This window comes from Alteromonas sp. KC3 (assembly GCF_016756315.1).
GTDB lineage: Bacteria > Pseudomonadota > Gammaproteobacteria > Enterobacterales > Alteromonadaceae > Alteromonas.
Window position 1 is genome coordinate 3,510,025 of sequence record NZ_AP024235.1, and the last position, 17,488, is coordinate 3,527,512.

The following is a 17,488-nucleotide window of genomic DNA, read 5'->3' on the forward strand; positions in this document are numbered from 1 at the left end:
ACTAGCCCTGCGCATTGATGCTTTTCTACATCCACGAACGCCTAGTCGATTCCACCTCATGTAAAATACTATCTGCAAGTTCATGCACATAGGTTTCAGGTAGAAAAGGAACGGTCACCGCACCGGAAGCAAGGACAACTTTTAACGTAGCGAGCCCTCTTCGCTTCATAAATACACTTTGTTTTACCATAACTTGTTGCACTTTGTAGGGCTCAAAACACAAATAGTCTACCCCTATTCGGCCGCGTCTGACGTAAACGTAGTTTTTATCAAACGCAATACCCCAGCGCCACCAGCGTAGAGTCAATAGTAGACCAACGGCAGTAAACCCACTTAAAGACAACAAGATAATATCTAGATGATCACTAATAATGCCCACACAAAGTGCGAATAAGAAAGGTACCGTCCAGGCAACCGCTAACCAATGGAGTATAAAGCGCTTGCTAATGGTTTGATAAGTTTGATGATGAAGATCACACCCTGGCATAACTTCACGACTTAAGGCTAAGGCTTCCGACTCGGTTACAGAAGGCACAATAAGCTTGTTAGGCGACATTAACTCTTGCACTTGTTGGCTTGCCGTTGTGTTTTGCTCGAAGTACAAATTTACCCGCTTGAGGACTTTATCTAGCCAGTCCTGTTTTGCAGTTATCATTTGAATACGCGACGCACGCATGCTGACTTCTAGCTTATTAAGGAGTCCGCTTCTTCGAATATACCTGTCGCCAGCCCGAGAGAGTGTATACCCATAAAACGTAAATAGTGCCCCGCCTACGCTAAGTAAAGCCATTGCAGCCATCACCATCATAATAATGACAAATGCGTACAAACTAAACTGCCACCACGCTATCGCTTGTTCACCTACTAACTGGTTGAGTTGCAGCCCTTTTTCAGCAAGCCACTCAGATACAAATCCTATAACGTCATCGTAAAACGGCGCTGCCGCTCCCAATATGATCCACACTCTGTTGTTGGTGATGCCGTGGATCACAATGTCACCTACTGAGCGAGTATTAAGAATTTCTTCAGAGGCGTCTTGCTGCGAAGCCGCTGTCTCATCCACGGTATCATTCATATCCGTCGATGAAGTATTGGCGGAATCATCGCGGTGGGCTTTCTCAAATAACACGCGTTTTTTGAGTGCATGGGCATAGTCTAGCGGCACTGCGACAATTTTAGCTTCCTCTTTTCCGCTACCTGCCGTGTCTAACACAACTAACGCATATCCAAATGGCCGATAATAAAAGGGCAACTCTATTTTAACGTTCTGAATGCGCCATAGCGGCAAATTGGTATAACGGCGTTGAAACACACCCGTATGAATTTCTACATGCTGATTATGAACCCTAAACTTATACATCAAGAAACTTACAACGCCGCTTAATGTGGTAAGAATAATGACAGCGGCAATACCGATATGGGCTTCCGGAGAGTTGAGGTTTTCGAAGATATTAAGACTCACCGCAATTGCAGGGATGGCATAGACCAGTCCTTGTGCAGTATTGATAATATTGCGCACCGTAAAGTAAACAATGGCAATGGGTGACAGCCTTCTCCAATCATCACCGGTTTCAACTTTTGTCGGTGTTGCCTCTTGTGGCATAGACGTGGTTTGCTCTGACATTAGCGTGCACTCACATCTTTATGATCGAGGATATATTGGCGAATTCGTTGTGCGCGCTCAAGGGGAAGACCCGGTATTTCGAAGGTATGCATTTCGCCACCTGCAGAGAAAACTTGCAGTTTCGCCAGCCCCGCCCATCTATCGAATGGACCTCTTTTTACTTCAACATGCTGTACTCGTAAAATTGGCTGACAAGAAAGTCCTCTGAACACTAAACCAGACTGTTTGCTTATATCTTGCTCTCGCACGGCGTACATAATTTTGGTGTCGGCAAACCAGTGGTAAATAAACCAAACAAGTCCCAATGTGCTAATAACCCCAACAATAAAGGGATAAGCGTAAACTAAATCTTCAGGCAAATCGAAAAAGGGGTTAAACCGTAAAACGGACACAACCCCAATCAAAATAAGCGCTAGGAGTGTTACAAACACGAGGTTGAGCATTCGATACTTGGGGCTAATAGGCTCGAGCACTAGCGCGTCTAAATGTGGTAACTCATCGTAACGCACTTGCTGATTTGAAAATTGAACATTATCAGGCTGCAAATCTACTTGGTTCATCATACTCATCTTCCTTATGCTTTTTCGCCGCCACTAAAAAAGGGGCAAAAGCCCCTTTTTAAATGAACGAATAGTCTCGTTATTTTAATTATAGGCCTGTTTTAATCGTCAACTTGTTGTTCATTCAACCAGTCGTGAAGTGCTTTCATATCGTGTTGAACCGCCATCTGAAGCTCTTCAACCCAGTCATGCACGTTCTCCCACCATGTAGGGTGATCGCCTTGCTGAATTTGGTTTGCTATACGCTGCACACGTGCCAAACCTACAGAGCCTGCTGCACCTTTTATTTTATGTGCCTGAGAACATACTTCTGATTTTTCATCAGCACTTAAGCTCAACTGCAGTATTTCCATATACTCTGGCATTTTCTCTTGGAATACTTTCACGCTAGCACGCACCATTTCGTCGCCTATGGTATCAACCAACATCTGTAGTAAGTCCATATCTAAAATGTTACTTAATGTTTTATTCGGCTCAGGACGTTCTACTTCACCGTCAACTTCAAGAGGCGCCGGTGGCGCATGAAACAGTTCATTAAACACCTCGATCACACGAGACTTTTTGATAGGCTTGGCGATGACATCATCCATACCGTTTTCTAAATACTCATCACGCTTTTTAATGACATTTGCGGTTAACGCCACAATGGGAGTTTGCATGACCAAGTCTTCCTCAATGAGCGTACTGGCAACGTCAAAACCTGTCATATCAGGCAACTGAATATCAAGTAGGATTAAGTCATATTGATTGGCGCGTGCTTTATCAATGGCTTCTTGCCCTGTCATAGCGACATCCACTCTTTGACCTAGCTTTTCAAGCAAGGCCTTCGCTACCATAACGTTAAGCTCGATATCTTCTACCAGTAGGATATTAAGACCAGTCACTTCTAGCTGCGCGACTTTCATCGGGCTATTTGAAATTTGCACGGGTAGTACAATTTCAAATCGAGTTCCCTTGCCCACTTGGCTTGAAACGTGGATTTCGCCTTTCATCAAGTCGACCATTTGCTTACAAATAGCAAGTCCAATGCCGGTACCTGTGGCTGACTGATGATCTGGATGATCGACTTGGTAATACATGGCGAAAATCTTCTCTATTTCGCTCTCTGGAATACCCACGCCGGTATCTTCAATAATGAAGGTAACATACGCCTTATCACCGTCAGGTTTCGTCGATGACACCGACAAACTTACGTGCCCCTTTTGCGTGAACTTGACCGCATTGAACAATATGTTCCACAAAATTTGGCGTAAGCGTGTACCGTCAATTTCAACCAAGCGTGGCAACGGCTCGTTGATTGTCGTTTTCAGTTCTAACTGTTTATCCGCAGCAAGTAAGCGAATAATACTGCTTAGCTCTTCCGTAAAATCTTTAAGCGATACCGTTTTAAGGCTAAGTTCTAATTTATCTCTGTCGAGTTTATCTAGGTCGATAATGTCGTTAAAAATGTTACCTAACGTAATTGCACTGGCATAAATTGTACTTACCCAACTGAACTGCTCATCGCTTAAATCAGTGTCACGTAACATACGACTAAGCCCAACGATACCGTTAAGCGGCGTACGCAACTCATGGCTAATCGTTGCAATAAAACGCGTTTTGTCGGTACTCGCTTTCGCTGCTGCATTTTCTGCTTGCTTGCGCTCTGTCATGTCTCGACCAAACGATAACAAACCTAAGCGGTTACCTTCTTTATCGAAAAACGGCACACGCTTCATTTCGAAGTAGCGACGACGCCCATCGGCAAAGCGCAGCCATAACTCTTCGGTGATACTTGCATTTGTCTCTAAAACTTCATGGTCACTAGCAACGATTTGACGAGCGAGTTCTTCTTCATACACATCTTTTGGCGTTAGCCCAAGAAGCTCTTGTTCCGTTTTGCCTGTCATCAACTCGGCAATACGATTACAACCTGCAAAGCGACCTTCTTCATTGCGATAGTAGATAAGATCCGGTGACGCATCGATAATTGACCGCAAGAGTGTTGATAAACGTCTGGCTTGTGCTTCCTGTTCAGATTTGTCTTGTATTTCTTTTTCCAAGTCTTTAAACAGGGCTTCGCGCTCTTCTTGTGCTTGCTTACGCTGCTCTATTTCATGGTTAAGCTGGCGAATATTGCTTTGAAGCTCTCGATTCAAGAACACGTCTTCTTCGCGAAGACTTTCAAGTTGGCTTACCACTTCTTTCAAATTTGTGCGTGAATTTTCCAGTTGCTTAATAAGCTCGCTGAAAAAATACAGCACCCATGGAGCGGATAGCATGGTGAGCACAACTGCGCTTATGAAATCATCGGGCTGAACTTGGCTTCCCATACTCACGCGGATAACATATGAACCGCCCAACGTGAACACCAATGACAGCACTACGAAGAGAATGCTGAGTTTCAATGTGCCAAAACGTTGAACAAATTGAGCAAACCGAATTGCCCAAGAATCGTTTGGTGAATCTGAATGCATGTACGTCTAATCTAAGCTTATTTTGCCCCTATCCTAGCAGGCTTTGTGCGCTTCGGGAATGTACAACGTAATTGCCGTCATTTACTTGGTAACTTTTCACTAACTTCATTGATGTATCGCGTGTTTACCCAACCCGTAGCAGTGTATGACACTCTGGCCCACTCTCCCTGCTTTTCGATAATGGTAAGCTTATCGCCTTTGTTGACCTCACCTTGTATTTTCTCGAAGTCTGTACCCGGGCCTAAGCGGACATTTAGTGTGCTTGCATTCACACTAGCTCGCTTTTTGCTCACAACTTCCCGTTCAGCGCTGTTAAAAGCACTTTTCGCTGATATTTTTGTTTCTCTCGCAGGCTCTATTTTTATGTTCAGCAACCTCGCGCGCAATTCGTCAAGGGGAAACGCAGGACCCGGGTCAATCTTTCTTACTGGTGCGATTTCTTCGTGGCCAACAATCACCTTTATGTGATAACGCTGACACAACGCTTTACACAAAGCATACGTTCTCGCGATTTGCTCATCGGTAAACTTGTGCCAGTAGGTTTTTGCCGTTTGGTTTCGATGTACAGCTTCAACAACATCATCTTGGTGGCATGTTTTTCCGAACCACGTTTTAAACTCGCCTCGACTATTTTGCGTTAACTGTCCTGCATTATCTAACTCAATGCCTATTGAATACCGATTGAGATTTGTTCTGCCTTTGTAACTACTTTTACCCGCATGCCATGCAATCTTATTGGTCGGCAGCATTTGGACAATGTCACCATTTCTGCCAATCGCAAAGTGGGCGGAAACGTTGCTATCAGGATTTGTCATTACATCTACAGAAGAGGCTAAACTACTTCCAGCTGTGAAATGAATGACAATTGTGTCAGGCAAATCTTCATCAAAACTGCCAGAAGAATTAGGCGATGGGGAGAAACTGACATTTGGACCATTGAGTAAATGGGATTTCATCACGAGGGTACTTGATGGTACGAAAGATGAAGTCGGCATAAAAATCCTTTTAAGTAGATGTTTGCAGTAGCACTGCGTACATCTATTCAGTGCATATTTATTGGCTTGATTAAGATCACCACACTTTACATTAGCTCACTTTTTAACCAATATAGCAAACATCAATTTCAAGTGGAACTTGATGTTTACATCTACATAAAAATACATTCCTTAGCCCATTGACAACATAAAACAATAAAATCAAAGCATAATTATTCACAACCACTTTTTAAATGAGAGCCGTTATCATTTGAAGATACACTAATCAAGACGTTAATAAAATTATAACAACTCCATTACAAACTATATTTCACGACTATATGACACTGAAAAATATAGATTTTTACCGAGTTATACTAATTCACTATATCAGTGACACTTTTTACGTTTGATTTTAGATTTTAATGTGGGTATTTTGTACGGCCCGCATCGCAATAATGCATAAAAATGCGGAAAGACTGGAATCCTCTAATAATAAATAAACGACAAGAAAGGCGCAGGCCGCACGCAATAACGCGTGTGAGCACAAAAGACGTCTAACCATGTTGTGATACGCAAACCTAGGCGCATCTACACGCAACGCATACCTTGCCCAGTCAAAAGGTTGAAGGAGTTAAGAGATGAGTTTATATAATCCCAATGATTCCCGGGACAACTGCGGGTTTGGCTTAATCGCCCACACCCACGGGGAAGCCAGTCATGAATTGGTAACAACTGCAATTCACGGCCTAGACCGTATGCAGCATCGTGGCGGTATCGCCGCAGACGGGAAAACCGGTGATGGCTGTGGTTTACTACTGCAAAAACCGGATGCGTTCTTCCATGCAATCGCCGAAGAAAATGGCTGGAAACTCAGCAAAAAATACGGCGTGGGCATGATTTTTTTAAGTCAGGACCCAGTACTTGCGCAAACTGCGCGTGAGATACTAAATGAAGAACTAGAAAGAGAAACGCTATCAGTAGTGGGTTGGCGCGAAGTGCCTGTCGACCGCTCAGTACTCGGCGAACTCGCACTCACGGGCGTACCGCAAATTGAACAAGTATTTGTGAATGCCCCTGCGGGTTGGCGTAAACGCGACTTAGAGCGTCGCCTTTATATGATCCGCCGTCGAGCAGAAAAACGCCTTGAAGCCGATCCAGATTTTTACGTTGCTTGCTTGTCAGGTCTTGTAACTATTTACAAGGGCTTGGTAATGCCTAAAGACTTGCCAGCGTTTTATCACGATCTGGCTGACGAACGCATGCAAAGCGCTATTTGTGTATTCCACCAGCGCTTTTCTACTAACACATTGCCACGCTGGCCATTGGCACAACCTTTCCGTTTCCTTGCGCACAATGGTGAAATTAATACCATTAAAGGAAACCGCGACTGGGCAATGGCACGTGCTGCAAAATTCGCTACACCGCTTATCCCAGATTTGAAAGACGCAGCACCTTTTGTAAACACTGAAGGCTCAGACTCGTCGTCTCTTGATAATATGCTAGAGCTGTTCTTGGCAGGCGGTATGGATTTATTCCGTGCTATGCGTTTGCTTGTGCCACCTGCATATCAAAACAACAAAACCATGGATGACGACCTTCGTGCATTTTATGAGTTCAACTCTATGCACATGGAGCCGTGGGATGGTCCAGCCGGTATCGTATTGACTAATGGCCGCCATGTTGCGTGTAACCTCGATAGAAATGGTTTACGCCCTGCTCGCTACGTCATTACCAAAAATGGTTTTATTACCCTTGCCTCAGAAGTGGGCATTTGGGATTACGAGCAAGCCGACGTTATTGAAAAGGGCCGCGTTGGTCCTGGTGAAATGCTTGCCGTTGATACTTACACCGGCAAAATTTGGCGCTCAAACGAAATTGATGATGACTTAAAAGAACGTCATCCTTATAAAGAGTGGCTAGAAAAGCACATTCGTCGTTTAACACCGATTGAACAACTCGATGCATCGCTTATTGGTAAGCGTGTGTTCGATGACGACGCCATGGCGGTGTATCACAAGCTTCACGCGTACAGCTACGAAGAAATTCAACAGGTTGTTAAGGTACTGGCAAAAGACGGCCAAGAAGCCGTAGGCTCTATGGGTGACGACACGCCAATGGCGGTGATGTCATCGCGTCAGCGCACAGTGTATGACTACTTCCGTCAGCAATTTGCTCAGGTAACTAACCCGCCAATTGACCCACTACGTGAAAACCACGTTATGTCGTTAGCAACCTGTATTGGTCGTGAACAAAACGTATTTAGCGAAACCTCAGGCTACGCAGACCGCGTATTGTTTGACTCGCCAATATTGATGTATACCGACCTGAAACAGCTACGTGAATTTAACCCAGACAACTATTACTCCGAAGTAGTAGAGCTTCAATATGCTCCACAAGAAGGCTTAAAGAAAGCCATTGAACGCGTATGTAATGAAGTTGAAATGCTGGTGAAAAACAAACGTGCTGCGTTCGTTATTTTGTCAGATAGAAATATCAAGCAAAACCGTTTAGTTATCCCTGCGGCAATGGCAGTTGGAGCTGTACAGCGTCGCTTAGTTGAGAAGTCACTACGCTGCGATGCCAACATAGTTGTTGAAACCGCCAGTGCACGTGATCCGCATCACTTTGCGGTGCTGATTGGTTTAGGTGCAACAGCGATTTATCCTTTCCTTGCCTATGAAACTATTGAGCAACTTTGCGAGAAAGGCGAGCTTGATATCACACCAATGCAGGCCACGTTGAACTACCGTAAAGGTATCAACAAAGGTTTGTACAAAATTATGTCGAAGATGGGTATTAGTACCGTTGCCAGCTACAGAAGCTCTAAGCTGTTTGAGGCCATTGGTATTAATAACGAAGTAATGCAGCTTTGCTTTAATGGCGTTACTTCACGTATTCAAGGCGCCGGCTTCGATGATTTCCAACAAGATTTAATTAACCTAAATCGCGTTGCTTGGCTTAAACGTAAATCAGTTGACCACGGCGGTCTTCTTAAATACGTCCACGGCGGTGAATATCACGCCTATAACCCAGACGTAGTAAGTACACTTCAAAAAGCGGTTGTGTCAGGTAACTATGACGACTATCAGGTTTATGCAAAACTTGTTAACGAACGCGCTCCTGCACATATTCGTGATTTGCTGGCGTTAAACCCTGACTGTGACCCAATTGATGTTAGCGAAGTAGAAGCTGCGGAAAACTTATTCCCTCGTTTCGACACGGCAGCCATGTCTATTGGTGCACTAAGTCCAGAAGCGCATGAAGCGCTGGCCATTGCTATGAACCGCTTGGGTGGTCAGTCTAACTCTGGTGAAGGTGGTGAACATCCTTCTCGTTTTGGTACTGAGAAAAATTCAAAGATTAAGCAGGTGGCTTCAGGTCGCTTTGGCGTAACACCACACTACTTAGTTAATGCTAGCGTAATTCAAATTAAAGTAGCGCAAGGTGCAAAACCTGGTGAGGGCGGTCAGTTGCCGGGTGATAAGGTGAACAAGTACATTGCGCAGCTGCGCTTCTCTGTACCTGGCGTAACCCTTATTTCTCCGCCACCACACCATGACATCTATTCAATTGAAGATTTAGCTCAGCTAATTTTCGATTTAAAACAGGTCAACCCAACTGCACTTATCTCTGTGAAATTGGTATCTGAACCAGGTGTAGGCACCATTGCTACTGGTGTTGCAAAGGCCTATGCCGACCTGATTACCATTTCAGGTTACGACGGCGGTACAGGTGCAAGCCCGCTAACGTCAGTTAAATATGCAGGTAGTCCTTTTGAACTAGGCTTGTCTGAAACACAACAGGCCCTAATCGAAAACGGCTTGCGTCACAAAGTACGCGTTCAAACCGACGGTGGTTTAAAAACGGGCTTAGACGTAGTGAAAGCGGGTATTTTAGGCGCAGAAAGCTTCGGTTTTGGTACTGGCCCAATGGTAGCGTTAGGCTGTAAGTACCTTCGCATTTGTCACTTGAACAACTGTGCGACCGGTGTTGCAACTCAAGATCAGAAACTGCGTGACGACCACTTTATCGGTCTTCCTGAAATGGTGATGAACTACTTTAAGTTTATCGCGCAGGAAGTACGTGAAATTATGGCATCGATAGGTGTTGCCAAGTTCGACGATCTTGTTGGCCGTACTGAACTACTTAAAGTATTAGACGGCATTACCGCGAAGCAAAACCGTTTAGATTTATCACCGTTATTAGTGCAGCCGCAAGCAGGTGAGCACACGCGGTTATTCTGTTCAGAAACGACCAACGCGCCTGTAGATAAAGGCGAGTTGAATGCGCAGATGCTTAAAGACGGACAACAAGCCGTTATCGATGGTAAATCGACTACACTAAGATACCCAATACGCAATACTGACCGTTCGGTTGGCGCTCTGTTGTCAGGCGAAATTGCTAAGCACCACGGTAACCACGACTTTGAAGATACTCCGATAAAAATAGAGCTTACCGGCACTGCCGGCCAAAGCTTTGGTGTGTGGAACGCAGGTGGTTTGCATATGCACCTTGAAGGTGATGCAAATGACTATGTGGGTAAAGGTATGACTGGCGGTAAGCTAGTAATTCACCCGCCACGCAACATTAACTTTGACGCGCACGACAGCGCCATTATGGGTAACACATGTCTATACGGTGCCACTGGCGGTAAGCTATTTGCAGCGGGCCGTGCAGGCGAACGTTTTGGTGTACGTAACTCTGGTGCTATCGCAGTAGTCGAAGGTATTGGCGATAACGGCTGTGAATATATGACAGGCGGCATCGTTGCAGTACTTGGCCCGGTTGGCGTTAACTTTGGCGCAGGTATGACAGGTGGTTTCGCGTATCTAATGGATGATAACGACGACCTTGATAACCGTGTTAACGCTGAGCTTGTTGATATTATGTCGATAGAAGATAAAGCCATTCTTGCTGAACACTTACGTGGTTTGATTAATCAACATTATGAAGAAACGGGCAGTGAGCATTCGTTGTCGCTACTGACAAACTTTGCTGACACGCTTAAACGCTTCAAGTTGATTAAACCCAAAACCAGCGATGTGAAAAACTTGCTTGGTCACATCAGTCGTTCAAGTGCTGAATTACGCATTCAGGCTCAGTAGGAGGATTTAGTTTATGGCAAAGAACGTATATCAATTTGTCGATGTTGAACGTATCGATCCGCCGAAAAAGCCGATCATGGTGCGTAAACAAGAGTTCGCGGAAATTTATCAACCGTTAAGCCAGTCTCAAACCGAAGGCCAAGCAGATCGCTGCTTGGACTGCGGTAACCCGTATTGTGAGTGGAAATGTCCCGTTCACAATTACATACCACAGTGGTTGAGCTTGGCGAATGAAGGGCGCATTCTAGAAGCGGCTGAACTTTCGCATAAAACCAACAGCTTACCGGAAGTCTGTGGTCGTGTTTGTCCACAAGACAGACTGTGTGAAGGTGCATGTACGCTAAATGACGACTTTGGTGCAGTCACTATCGGCAGTATTGAAAAGTACATTACCGATACTGCATTTAAAATGGGCTGGCGCCCTGATATGTCGGACGTGGTATGGACTGACAAAAAAGTTGCTATAGTAGGTGCAGGCCCAGCAGGTCTCGCATGTGCTGATATTTTGGTACGTAACGGCGTAAAACCTGTTGTTTACGACAAATACGAAGAAATCGGTGGCCTACTTACATTTGGTATTCCGTCTTTCAAATTAGAGAAAGACGTAATCAAGCTTCGCCGCCAAATTTTTACTGAAATGGGCGTTGAGTTTGTGCTTAACACCGAAATTGGCAAAGACATTCAATTCCAAGACTTGCTCGATAAATACGATGCAGTATTCCTTGGCATGGGCACATATAAGTCTATGCAAGGTGGTTTTGATAACGAGCAAGTAGAGGGCGTACACGAAGCACTACCTTTCCTTATTGCTAACACCAATCGCGTGATGGGCCTTGAAAAAGACCCTGCCGATTACATTGATATGAAAGGCAAGCGCGTAGTAGTGCTCGGGGGTGGTGATACCACCATGGACTGCGTAAGAACGTCTATTCGTCAGGGCGCTGCGCAAGTTACCTGTGCGTACCGCCGTGATGAAGAAAGTATGCCAGGCTCTCGCCGCGAAGTTGTGAACGCCAAGGAAGAGGGCGTTGAGTTTAAGTTTAACCTCCAACCGTTAGACATTGCCGTAGATGAAAACGGTAAAGCCTGTGGCGTTAAACTGGTAAAAACTGAGATGGGACCGCCTGATGCAAATGGTCGTCGACGCCCTGTTGAAGTTGAAGGCTCAGAGCACATACTTGAAGCAGATGCCGTAATTATCGCATTTGGTTTCCAGCCAAGTCCTGCCCCATGGTTTGCTGAGTTTGGTATTATGCTAGACGAAAAGGGTCGTGTACGAGCTCCTGCTGCTGGTAAGTTTGCTTACCAAACCTCACATCCGCAAGTATTTGCCGGTGGCGATATGGTGCGTGGTAGTGACCTGGTAGTGACGGCTATCGATGAAGGCCGTAAAGCAGCAGAAGGGATCATGGATTACATCGGTGTTTGATGTATTCCATTCATAAACACCTGCTTTGACTTGAAGTGAGTCTGAAGCACGTCAATGTTAAGCCCAGTAACCTGTTACTGGGCTTTTTTATGCGTTACGCAATGACCTTATGCGCTTCTGCGTCAGAGGCTAACACACGCCTCACTGCATCTATGCATTTATCAATGTCTTCATCGGTATTCATAAGCCAAGGGCTAATTCTTAGCGTACCTTGACTATTTATCTGTTCATGAAGAGGTTGTGCACAATGAAACCCAGCGCGAACACAAATCCCATCCCTTTCACTTAAAATATTTGCAATAAATTGGGCCGACATCGACGTTGGATTTAACGACACAGGACCAGGAGCATCAATGTCTCCTAATACTAGTGCAGGATAAGATGCTTTAAGTGCTCGCCTTAGTTTCTGAGTTAGGCCATCTACATGTTGCTGTACATTGTCCATTCCAATATCCATTAGAAATCGAGCAGCAGCGGCCAAACCGACCACATTCTCCATTGCAGGAGTACCTGCTTCAAAGCGCCAAGGTATGGGCTTTAAGATATTCTGCTGCGAGCTCACTTTTTCCACCATCGACCCACCCCACTGAACTGGACTTAGCTGCTCTAATGCCTCTGTTCGCCCCCAAAGTACGCCAACCCCGCTGGGCCCTCCCATTTTGTGTCCACTGAAGACGAGGAAATCCACTGAGAGTTTATTCACATCAATAGGCATATGCGGTACTGACTGCGCTGCATCTAATAGTACTTTGCAGTGGTATTTCCGGGCTAACTCCACAACCCTGTCAACATCCAGTAAATTGCCTGTTACGTTGGAGATATGCGCTAGCGTTACCAAGCTATGTGGTGCTCGTTGCATCTCTTTTTCTAACGCAAAGAAATCTACATGAAGTGCATCATTTAAGTTGATAACCGACTTTTGCTTCCAAGGTAAGAAGTTAGCGTGATGTTCAGCAGCACTGGTAATGACATTTGCAAAGCATGATTGTTGCGCGATAAGGTTTAAACACTCTGTTGTATTTCTCAGTAATACAATGTTAGCTGGAGTTGCGCCGATAAAACGGGCTATATCAGCGCGTGCCTGCTCAAATTGTTCGGTGATTGCATCGCCGAGAAAGTGAGCACCTCTATGCACATTTCCTGTCGCTTTAGATAGTACCCGCGCAACTTCATTCACAACAACATTAGGTTTAGGTGTAGTTGCTGCATTATCCAAATAGCATACTTTTTTCCCCATCGGGGAACGCACTTCTCGCAAGGAAAAATGCTCAACCAAAGTGCATTTTGTCGACTCTATCGGCACAAACTCTACAACGTCTTCGGCGAGCAACTCTGGCGTATTTTTAATTGGTTCGCTTGCTAAATACTTCCCACTGCTTTTGGGCGTCAAGAATGGCTCTTCAATTATGTTCAATTGAACACTTTTCCCGCCTAAAGCTTCATGCAGTGCTGTGAAGCTAGAGTTGCTGACCTCGCCTCTTTTGACTATTTTTAAAGTGAACTGATTTACCTTGTTCTGTACCAAAACAAAATTAACAACATTAGGGTTAGAGAGCACAAAGTTTTGTAGCATTCTAGCCGTCATTATATTGCCATGCACCGTTACAATATTTTCTACAACTCGTCCTTGAACCAGCAGCGCTTTGCGACCGTTTGCTAGGTTTTGCCATTGCGCTGTATCACCAATCGCGTATCGTATAATCGGCATTACCCTATTGTTTAAGTCAGTAACGACAACGCGCCCTAGAATACCTGGCTCAACAATGAGACGTTCGTTGTCATCAAGCAATTCCACATAAATGTCGTCTTGATAAATAGATACGGCATGCTGGTCCACAGGACTTGCGCCAATACTGCCCACTTCACCAGTGCCATACAGGTTCACAAAGTTTACCTTTAACGACTGCTTGATGGTGTTCACCATGTTTTCAGCAGCCAGTCCTCCGTATGGAATAACCGTCGACAAAGCCGGTAAAACAGTATTCAACTCTGCTGCACGCAACGCAATCCAGTAGATGAACAAGGGGTAGCCGCGAAGTATTTCAGTGCGACTTTTAGCCAACAACGCTAAGATGGGATCAATCTGTTTACAGATATGCGACCAATCGCCTGCTGTTATTGGGCTCACAGTAGTTCTTTGCATAAGCCACTGTCGCTCGATTCTCCCTCTCAAGTTACTCATCGTATCTTCATGGCTCCACTGTCTTGTGAGTGTCGCCCAGCGCAAAAAAGGCCAGATAGCCTCGGGCCCCTTATCAATTAGCCCACACGTTACGTTGCATGCAGATGGTGGTATATCAAGTGTTTTTCTTGCCCAAAAGGTTTGATGACTTAACGCTATATTGACATTTTCTAGAGCGCGCAAACGATCCCGCTTTGCAAAATCAGTTACAACTGTCATTCTTTCACTTGTACCGCCTGACGCTAGGGTTTGATGCTCTTCTTTACGGTGAGGAAGTACATTCTGCTCGGGAAAGCCAGTGACGTAATCTGACTTATACGTCAGCGGAATTTGCTCGAAGGTTTCTATATCATTCAACTGTGCTTGCCAGAATGGCAACGACTTCGCTAGTGATAGTATTTCGTTTCGCTTTTGACTTTGAAGCGCTAGAGAGGGATACCCAGCTAAATGCTTCTCAATGATAAGTTTTGCGTCTGACCAACACTGAGTGGTAGATAGTTGCTCAAAAAAAGGGAACAATCCATATTCACCAACAAATGACTTCAAGTGCATACCAGCGCCTCGCCTGGGCAATTTTTAACCATCCTACCACAAAATTTTAACAATTCACTATATGATATGCTGACGTTAAACTAGGTAAGACTTACGTCAGCAACTTGATATCATTTGAGCTCAATCCAAGAAGGTTGCGAGGCATTTTTGACAATTCGATATAATTCAGACCCATCAACATTGATGATATGGATATCATACAACCCCTCAACATTATCAGAGACAAAAGCAATTCGTGATCCATCAGGAGACCAGACAGGATCCCAGTCAGAGAGTTCGTTATTGGTCAATCGCCTTTCATTTTCCCCATTGATATCCATTACGTAAATTTCCCGGTTGCCATCTCTATCAGACATATAAGCAACGTATTTGCCATCGGGAGAAACTTCCGGATGCCAGTCCTCAGCATCATTATTTGTTAGCGTTATTATGTTGCTACCATCACGATTTGCTATGGATATTTCACTTGTCCCTGTCTTAGAATGAAAAACAATTCTCCCATCAGGCATAAATGAGGCACCGCCACCGCTTAGTCCCTGAATTTTTTTTTGTTCAGTGCCATCAGCATTCATGATCCAAATTTCTTCGTTGGTACTACCATCTTCGTTTTTTTTGTTTCTGGAAAACAAAATATGTTGGCCATCAGGCGACCACGAAGGAGCAGCATCCCATACGTTTGCGTCTGTGGTTAACCTAACAACGTGGCTACCGTCAACATTAGCTGAGTGAATAGACCAGGTTTTGTAACTATCATATTTCCCATAGAAAGCGATTTGAGTTCCATCAGGTGATATAACGGGATAACCATCTGCTAACGTATAACTGGTAAGTTTAGTTTTCTTTTTTTCAACTAAATCAATAGTATAAATTTCACGCTTCTTTCCCTCAAACGACGAGTAAATAAGCGCGTAGGACTCAGCGTCGAATGCATTAGCCTGAGGAAAAAATAAAAACGAAAGCGCGATAGAACAAAATAGGTATCGGTTGTATCGTTCAAGTTTGAAAATGTAGTTCATGTCAGTCCTTAAGAAACCTGCGCAAGCATCAGGTTAGTCTGTTACTTGCCTAAACTGTTGCGTTATATAAAGGTAACGAGTGTAAATTGTTAGGGTATGGAAAGGCTCTGCTAACTGACGTGTAAAACACGCTCTTAATCCTAATACAAGAGATATTGATAGCGTCGTAGCTTACGACATTTGTCATACTACTGCCTAAAGCGTGAGGGGAAAAACAGCATTTATACCTAATACCTTGACTGAAAACCGCATACCTAAAATAGGTTAATTTGCGGTCGATTTGCCTAGTAAGGTAGTTGAACTGATTGGCATTCGGCTCTACTATTTTTGTAACACTATTTCACTAGTAAAAAACGAGAAAGCGCCATGAATTACCGCCAAACTGCATCATCTATTTCACGCCCTGCGTTCGCTTCAGCATTGGCTTTTTATGTGCTTTCTCTGTCATCGGTAACGGCAGATACACTGTCAGTTGAAAGTAACGAAGTTGCGCCTACAGCAAAAACGTCTGTATCGTTAACACAACCAGATACGGTGTCTTGCCCTGCAGCATTTCACGACGTTACCATTACCGATGACGCTACGCAGTGCCAGCAGTTTGAAACACAAGTCCCTGCTGCAATGGTATATCACACCAAGCAACAGCCAAACGACGTTGTTGCTTTTTACCAAGCAAATATGTCGGCGTTAACCGTTCACGCGCCAGTAAATCAGCGCACCCTTCTTACCTCAGAAAACAACTATACTCGCATTGTTATTTCACCAGACAATACTGGTGCACAAGTCGACATACTTGTTACACCAAAAACTAACACACAATAAAATCAATAATTTAAACATCAAACTAACTCGCGGTACGCCAAACACTCTAATTAGATCTTAGTGCACATATAAAACTGGCATCTGCCTTGCAAAATCAACTACAGAACCCCTTGGTTTAATCATAGCGTCATTTTTATGACGCCATTTTTGACTGATATTTGCGAGGAATATGATGGAATTGGCAATTATTTTAATGATGTTACTTATTGTCGTCGCCCTAGGCGCCATTAAATTGTCAGATGGCGGAGTATCTTTCCCTTTTAGACGAAAGCCTCAGTTGTTCACACCTGTCGAACATTCTTTTTTAAATTTAATTGAGCAAGCCATGGGCAGAGAATTCAGAATTATTTGTCGCGTTCGTTTAAATGATCTTGTTGCGGTTCGTCAAACAACGAACAAAAAGACTGCAAGCCAAGCGTTAAGTCGAGCTTCTAGTAGGCAGTTAGATTTTGTTTTGGTCGACAAGAACGACATGAGCCCTGTTCTTGCTATTGACCTAGTTCACAATCAAGGTAAAGACGGCTATAAAACGCAAAAAGATTGGTTTGTAACGGGGGCACTTGATGCCGCGGGCCTTCCCCACGCACGAATTAAAGTAAAATCTGGTTATAGTGTGGATGACATCAGAGAATGCCTAGAGAACAAGCTTATTCCTTATCGCCGCATACAACAAAAAATGGCTCAGCTACCTACACACAATCCTGAGCCGCCCAAACGTCCGACGCGCCCTATTCGCTCTAGTCGCCCAGCTGCTGCTTAAATACG

The 17,488-nt window shown here is 44.4% G+C and carries 10 protein-coding genes; 4 read left to right on the forward strand and 6 right to left on the reverse strand.

Annotation, left to right across the window (positions count from 1 at the left end):
• Positions 1 to 25 precede the first annotated feature (25 nt).
• The 4 genes from JN178_RS15575 to JN178_RS15590 all read right to left on the reverse strand — a co-directional run bounded on the left by JN178_RS15575 (position 26) and on the right by JN178_RS15590 (position 5,635).
• Positions 26 to 1,624: a PH domain-containing protein gene (locus JN178_RS15575; protein ID WP_202262322.1), complete on the reverse strand. Its 1,599-nt coding sequence runs from the start codon at positions 1,622 to 1,624 to the stop codon at positions 26 to 28.
• Positions 1,624 to 2,187, reverse strand: a complete 564-nt coding sequence (locus JN178_RS15580; RefSeq protein WP_232369596.1) for a PH domain-containing protein — start codon at positions 2,185 to 2,187, stop codon at positions 1,624 to 1,626. The genes JN178_RS15575 and JN178_RS15580 overlap by 1 nt, the downstream gene beginning before the upstream one ends.
• A gap of 98 nt (positions 2,188 to 2,285) precedes the next feature.
• Positions 2,286 to 4,640: an aerobic respiration two-component sensor histidine kinase ArcB gene (arcB, locus tag JN178_RS15585; protein ID WP_202262323.1), complete on the reverse strand. Its 2,355-nt coding sequence runs from the start codon at positions 4,638 to 4,640 to the stop codon at positions 2,286 to 2,288.
• Between the two features lie 77 nt (positions 4,641 to 4,717).
• The gene (locus JN178_RS15590) at positions 4,718 to 5,635 is read right to left on the reverse strand and encodes an N-acetylmuramoyl-L-alanine amidase (RefSeq protein ID WP_202262324.1); all 918 of its coding nucleotides are present in this window, start codon (positions 5,633 to 5,635) and stop codon (positions 4,718 to 4,720) included.
• A gap of 620 nt (positions 5,636 to 6,255) precedes the next feature.
• On the opposite strand from JN178_RS15590, the gene gltB reads away from it, so the two are divergent.
• Both gltB and JN178_RS15600 read left to right on the forward strand, forming a co-directional pair.
• A complete protein-coding gene (gene gltB / locus JN178_RS15595; protein WP_202262325.1) occupies positions 6,256 to 10,722 on the forward strand; it encodes a glutamate synthase large subunit in 4,467 nt (1,488 codons plus the stop codon).
• Positions 10,723 to 10,735: 13 nt separating this feature from the next.
• The gene (locus JN178_RS15600) at positions 10,736 to 12,151 is read left to right on the forward strand and encodes an FAD-dependent oxidoreductase (protein ID WP_202262326.1); all 1,416 of its coding nucleotides are present in this window, start codon (positions 10,736 to 10,738) and stop codon (positions 12,149 to 12,151) included.
• A 94-nt stretch (positions 12,152 to 12,245) separates the two neighbouring features.
• Here JN178_RS15600 and JN178_RS15605 read toward each other — a convergent pair whose 3' ends face one another.
• Complete coding sequence (locus tag JN178_RS15605) at positions 12,246 to 14,885, reverse strand: aminotransferase class V-fold PLP-dependent enzyme (protein WP_202262327.1); 2,640 nt, start codon at positions 14,883 to 14,885, stop codon at positions 12,246 to 12,248.
• 110 nt (positions 14,886 to 14,995) lie between these two features.
• Positions 14,996 to 15,901, reverse strand: a complete 906-nt coding sequence (locus tag JN178_RS15610; RefSeq protein WP_202262328.1) for a TolB family protein — start codon at positions 15,899 to 15,901, stop codon at positions 14,996 to 14,998.
• Between the two features lie 366 nt (positions 15,902 to 16,267).
• Between JN178_RS15610 and JN178_RS15615 the strand changes: the two genes are divergently transcribed.
• The gene (locus JN178_RS15615) at positions 16,268 to 16,723 is read left to right on the forward strand and encodes a hypothetical protein (RefSeq protein ID WP_202262329.1); all 456 of its coding nucleotides are present in this window, start codon (positions 16,268 to 16,270) and stop codon (positions 16,721 to 16,723) included.
• Between the two features lie 172 nt (positions 16,724 to 16,895).
• Positions 16,896 to 17,483 carry a DUF2726 domain-containing protein gene (locus JN178_RS15620; protein WP_159626600.1) on the forward strand — a complete coding sequence of 196 codons (588 nt, stop codon included), beginning with the start codon at positions 16,896 to 16,898 and terminating at the stop codon, positions 17,481 to 17,483.
• Positions 17,484 to 17,488: the final 5 nt, after the last annotated feature.